A 229-nucleotide genomic window follows, 5' to 3' on the forward strand; every position below is an offset into this window, starting at 1 on the left:
GCGAAGTCGGTGGGATCCGACAGCTTCGACAGGATCGCGTCGTCCGTGGCGCAGTGCACCCCGGCGTAGATCAGCAGCGACATCATGCGCGGATTGTCCACCCGCCATGCGCCCGCCTCGGCCCCGGCCTGCAGGATGCCTTGCAGTTGCCTGACCACATCGTTGCCGGTATGCCCTTCGCGCGCATGGTGATGCTGATGCGTGAAAACGATGTCGTGCACGCGGTAAG

The 229-nt window shown here is 64.6% G+C and carries 1 pseudogene; it reads right to left on the minus strand.

The annotated features are described in order from the left end of the window. A pseudogene (locus SB771_RS37540) lies at positions 1–229 on the minus strand (TetR/AcrR family transcriptional regulator); the annotation flags it as partial.

This window comes from Burkholderia sp. SIMBA_051, assembly GCF_046534915.1.
Taxonomy (GTDB): Bacteria; Pseudomonadota; Gammaproteobacteria; order Burkholderiales; family Burkholderiaceae; genus Burkholderia; species Burkholderia ambifaria.